This is a genomic window from Aggregatibacter actinomycetemcomitans DSM 8324, assembly GCF_000372365.1.
GTDB lineage: Bacteria > Pseudomonadota > Gammaproteobacteria > Enterobacterales > Pasteurellaceae > Aggregatibacter > Aggregatibacter actinomycetemcomitans.
Genome location: NZ_AQUU01000026.1, coordinates 1 through 4619 on the forward strand (window position 1 = coordinate 1; position 4619 = coordinate 4619).

General features: G+C 36.0%; 2 protein-coding genes and 2 pseudogenes. 2 read left to right on the top strand and 2 right to left on the bottom strand.

The window, feature by feature from the left end:
- Window positions 1-24 precede the first annotated feature (24 nt).
- Window positions 25-2592 (top strand): annotated as a pseudogene (locus tag A3CS_RS1000000111805) (VirB4 family type IV secretion/conjugal transfer ATPase); the annotation flags it as partial.
- A gap of 15 nt (window positions 2593-2607) precedes the next feature.
- Here A3CS_RS1000000111805 and A3CS_RS1000000112375 read toward each other — a convergent pair.
- Window positions 2608-2904: pseudogene (locus A3CS_RS1000000112375) on the bottom strand (transposase domain-containing protein); the annotation flags it as partial.
- Window positions 2905-3013: 109 nt separating this feature from the next.
- Complete coding sequence (locus tag A3CS_RS0110605; RefSeq protein WP_005547848.1) at window positions 3014-3280, bottom strand: helix-turn-helix domain-containing protein; 267 nt, start codon at window positions 3278-3280, stop codon at window positions 3014-3016.
- 120 nt (window positions 3281-3400) lie between these two features.
- Here A3CS_RS0110605 and A3CS_RS0110610 point away from each other — a divergent pair, with 120 nt between their 5' ends.
- On the top strand, window positions 3401-4195 hold the full coding sequence (locus A3CS_RS0110610) for a helix-turn-helix domain-containing protein (protein ID WP_005547846.1): 795 nt from the start codon (window positions 3401-3403) through the stop codon (window positions 4193-4195).
- Window positions 4196-4619 lie beyond the last annotated feature (424 nt).

A 4619-nucleotide genomic window follows, 5' to 3' on the forward strand; every position in this document is an offset into this window, starting at 1 on the left:
TTAACCACTTGCATAGATTTTAAAATGAATAGAGACCCATTATTCAAAGCGCTCACTCGTCCCGCTATGTTCTTAGGCGTTCCGCTTACCCCTTTCTTCCTTACCTTTGCGAGCTTTTTGTTGTTTGCAATATACACTAAAATCTATTACTTCATTTTCTTTTTACCTGCTTTTGGCGCATTGCGGTTAATTTCTTCTTATGATGAAAAGATTTTTCAGCTCTACGGCATCAGAATGTGGTTGATGCCGGCAAGACTTAAGGCGGCAAAGTTTAAAAGATTATTTGGTGGAAATTATTATACCGGTAGCAATTTCGCACGAAATATTTATAGAAAGAAACCAATCAGCGATAAAGGGGACTACACAATGCTTGATTTGGAAAAGGCAATCAGTCTGGAAAAAATCATTCCATACTCTTCACAGATTGATGAAGATGTTATTTTAACCAAGGATGGTATTTTTACTACAACCTTTGAAGTCGAGGGGATTTCGTATGAAACACGTGGAGATGATGAGCTTGATCGCTTCAAACTCAGTTTGAACATTCTAATTCGTTCACTTGCTCAAGATAATATCTCAATTTATGTGAATAGCGTACGAAGATTTTCTGACCTAAAATCCGATAATCAGTTTGATAATGGCTTTGCGAAAGATATTAATGAGAAATATGTAACTTCTTTCAGTAAAAGTGATTTTATGGAAAATAATCTCTTTTTTACGGTAGCGTTGAAGCCATATAGGGGGATTGATAAAGTCAATGTGAAGCAGCAATCAAAAAAAGAAAAACTTTCCGACATTCAAGCTAATCTCGCGCATTTTAAAGAATTGCTTAGTCGTGTTGAAAACGCACTAAACAAATTTGGTTGTGCCCGTCTGACCTGCTATGAAGAAAATGGTGTGGTTTACTCTCAACAGCTTGAGTTTTTCAATTTTATTTTGACAGGGCATTATCAGAAAGTACGTGTGTTGAATAAACCAATTTATTCTTATCTTGGCAATATTCAAATGATTGCCGGTGAAGATATTGCCGAAATTCGGTTACATGATAAGAAAACCTTTGTGCGTGGTGTTGAAATAAAAGACTGGGTGGAAGATACTCATGCGGGATTTTTAGATGTTTTAATGCAGCTTAATTGTCGTTATAACCTTACACAATCTTTTAGTATTGTGCCAAAACAAGAGGCTTTAACAACGCTGAATCGTCAAATTAAGCGGATGCAAGCCACGCAAGATGATGCAATTAGCCAGCTAACGGATCTTGAATTTGCAAAAGATGAGCTTGTCAGCGGAAAAATTTGTTTTGGTGATCATCACATGACGCTAATGCTCTATGGTGACTCAATTGAAGAAGTGCAGAGATATTCCAATGAAGCGATTACAAAATTAAGTGAATTGGGATTTATTGTCACGCTGTCAAACATTGCGCTTGATGAGGCCTATTTTTCTCAGTTACCGTGTAATTTCCGTTTTCGCCCGCGCGTAAGTATGATTAGCAGTAAAAACTTTGTTGGTTTGAATTCACTGCATAATAATCCGATTGGGAAAGCTGAGCATAACTGTTGGGGAAATGCGGTCTCTTTACTGCGCACCAGTACGAATACCCCTTTTTATTTCAATTTTCATCAGACCAGAATGGGACGGGATGACCGTGGTGATATGCATCTGGGACATACACTGATTTTAGGTAAATCAGGGACGGGTAAAACGGTTTTAGCCACATTTTTGCTTTCCCAATTAACTGCATTTTCACGCCCGGAAACCTTCTTGGCAGGGAGCGCAAATAAGAAATTAACGGCAATTTATCTTGATAAAGACTACGGGGCAGAAATTGCGATTCGTGCAATGGGTGGGCAGTATAACCGCTTAAAAAATGGTTTACCTACGCATTTTAATCCGTTTATGCTTGATAAGACGGAAGAAAATATCAGCTTTTTGAATACATTGATTGGGAGTCTTGCGACTTCAGATGGTTCGATGCTGTCAACCAAAGAGAAGATTGATATTGATAAAGCGATAAGGGCGGTACTTTCGCTTAATAAATTGGATCGGGAATACGGCATTACCCGCTTACTTGAAAATATTCAGGAAGATACCGAAAACCCGAATTCCCTTTATAGCCGTTTAACAATTTGGAAAAAAGGCGGGATTTATGGATGGGTGTTTGACAACGAAAACGACCAACTCTCTTTTGATGACCGCATAATTTACGGCTTTGATGGTACAGAAATTCTAGATAATGCAGCGGTGATTAATGCTATTGCTTATTATCTCTTATATCGTGTACAACAAACGCTTGATGGTCGCCGAATGGTTGTTTTCCTTGATGAATTTTGGAAATGGTTACAAGGTGAAAGCTTTCGGGAATTTACCTTTGACGGCTTAAAAACAATGCGTAAGAAAAATGGTTTTGTTGTACCAATCACTCAGTCGCCAAGTGAGATTTTAAAAAGTGATATTGCACGAGCCATTATTGAACAGGTAGAAACATTTATCTATCTCCCAAATAGTAAAGCGGATAGAAATGAGTATATCAATCATTTCAGAGTATCGGAAAAAGAATTTGACCTTATCACCGGGCTTGAAGATGATAGCCGAATGTTCTTAAACGCCTTGGCAAATCTGGGTTTTACGCTCCATTTGCGCGTTGTAGCGCTGTATGCCTTCTTCAAGGGTCAATATAAAGGTGTCGTAATCCACACCGTCTTTACCCCCGTTATAGTTGTCCGGCTTATCATCTACCGCACTTCCGGCGTAAAAGCCTGCAAAGTTCGGGTGTTTATCAATGATTTCGCCAAGTCCGCCGTTACCAAAGGCGCGTTCTATCGGTTTAGCCTGCCCGTGACCTTTGCCAAACTGCACGCTTGTCCAGTGCAACTCGATGCCAAGGGTCGGGATAATCCCTTTTTGCCTTGTCTAAAATTCCTCTATGGGTACTTGGTAAGCTTTTTAACCCAAGTTCCAATAATTCATTTGCACTATAAAAACTTTTAAGCTGTAACATTTCGCCACCTCACTAAAGTCTTTGCGAAAATTGGCTTTTTAATTCATTTACTTTTTTCTTCCTAAAAATTTGTTTTTGCTTTTTTTGGACATAATGGGGGAATACAATTTCTAATGGTTGATCAATCGCCAAAGCAATAGCTTTAGCAATTCTTTCACTACTTTTCCCTTGCTTAATAGCATTTGATACAGCCTGATAACTAACCCCAAGAGCTTCCGCAATCATTGAGGCATTTAAATTTTTATTCTTTAATGCTTGATAAATTTCTTTTTGGTTCATACAATCCCCTTTCAATAAGTCGACACAACTTATTAAGTAAACTAATTAAGAAAACAAGTTTATTGTATACCAATAATTTTTGGCATGTCAAATAAATTTGTATTTATTTGAGGATTTTTTATGCAACTAGCAATTACTAGAGAAGATATGGGTATTCGTTTAGTAGAAGAAAGAAGCCGTTTGGGTTATTCACAAGCTAATTTTGCTCACCAAACAGAGGTAAGTCGTGAAACTCTAAGATTAAATGAATTAGGGAAAAGTGGTATTTCAGCAGAATTTTTAGGTCGAGCTGCACAACTAGGTGTTGATGTTCAGTATGTGGTAACAGGCATTAGGTCAGAAACTGAAGAAAATAAATCTGAAAAAACTTCAATCCAAAATTCTAATGTTATCTATGGTGATAAAGGTATTATCAATAGTGGAACAATCAACAATATCAAAACAGAAAAATATACAACTAAAACTAAAGCAGTAGTTCAACCCACAGAAATTCATATCAGCGAACATACAGCTAGAACACTGCAAGATTTAGTAAAAGAAATAGTAGAGCTTGAACAAAAACTCAAAAATAATCCGAAATCCTTTCAGGCAGTTTGGGCTTCTCTTAATAAATACTGCCGAGTTTCAACCTATCGTCTAATTCCAGTTGAAAAAACTGATAAAGCGATTACATATTTAAGAAAATGGATTGGCAGGTTATCATCTTCAAAATCAGCGCCCAAGAAAGTAGGCAATGAATGGCGTACTAAAAAATATTCTTATATAAAAATTAACACTAGAGGACTGTTAGAAAATTGGCTCACAGAGCATCTACTACAAAAATATGGAGTACAAAGTATTACTCAATTAAACGATTTAGAGTTACAAAAGGTTTATCAATCTGTCGCTTCAAAGAAACGAAAAACTTCAAAGTAAAAGAATTTTTAACTTCAAAGTTATTTTTTATTGAATATAATAATTTTCACTAAAAACCTTTGTTTTTTCATATAGTTAAAAAAACATTGAAGTTTAAAAGTTCTTTATTTAAAAACTTCATAGTTAAGGCAATTAACTATGAAGTATAATCACCTAATAATAAAGGCTTGCTACATCGTTAAAATGTTTATTTAAACCGCTTTTAAACGATTTTTAAACGCTTTTTTATTTTCGCATTTTGTTTCGCTTTTTTTTGCGATTTTTAAAATTTTTCGCATTTTTTTATTCTTGTCTATTCTTCAATAAAAAAGGACGCCGTTTTTTCTTGCGCCCTTGTTTTCATTGGTTTTGTTCCACTTATTCCCGCTTGATTCAACATTCTCCCTAGTTTATTCCTTTTTCTCATTTTGTTCGGTGTTTTACA

Excerpts from the sequence above, each read along its gene's own strand:
- A3CS_RS0110605 (WP_005547848.1), bottom strand. The coding sequence starts at position 3,280 with ATGAACCAAAAAGAAATTTATCAAGCATTAAAGAATAAAAATTTAAAT.
- A3CS_RS0110610 (WP_005547846.1), top strand. The coding sequence starts at position 3,401 with ATGCAACTAGCAATTACTAGAGAAGATATGGGTATTCGTTTAGTAGAA.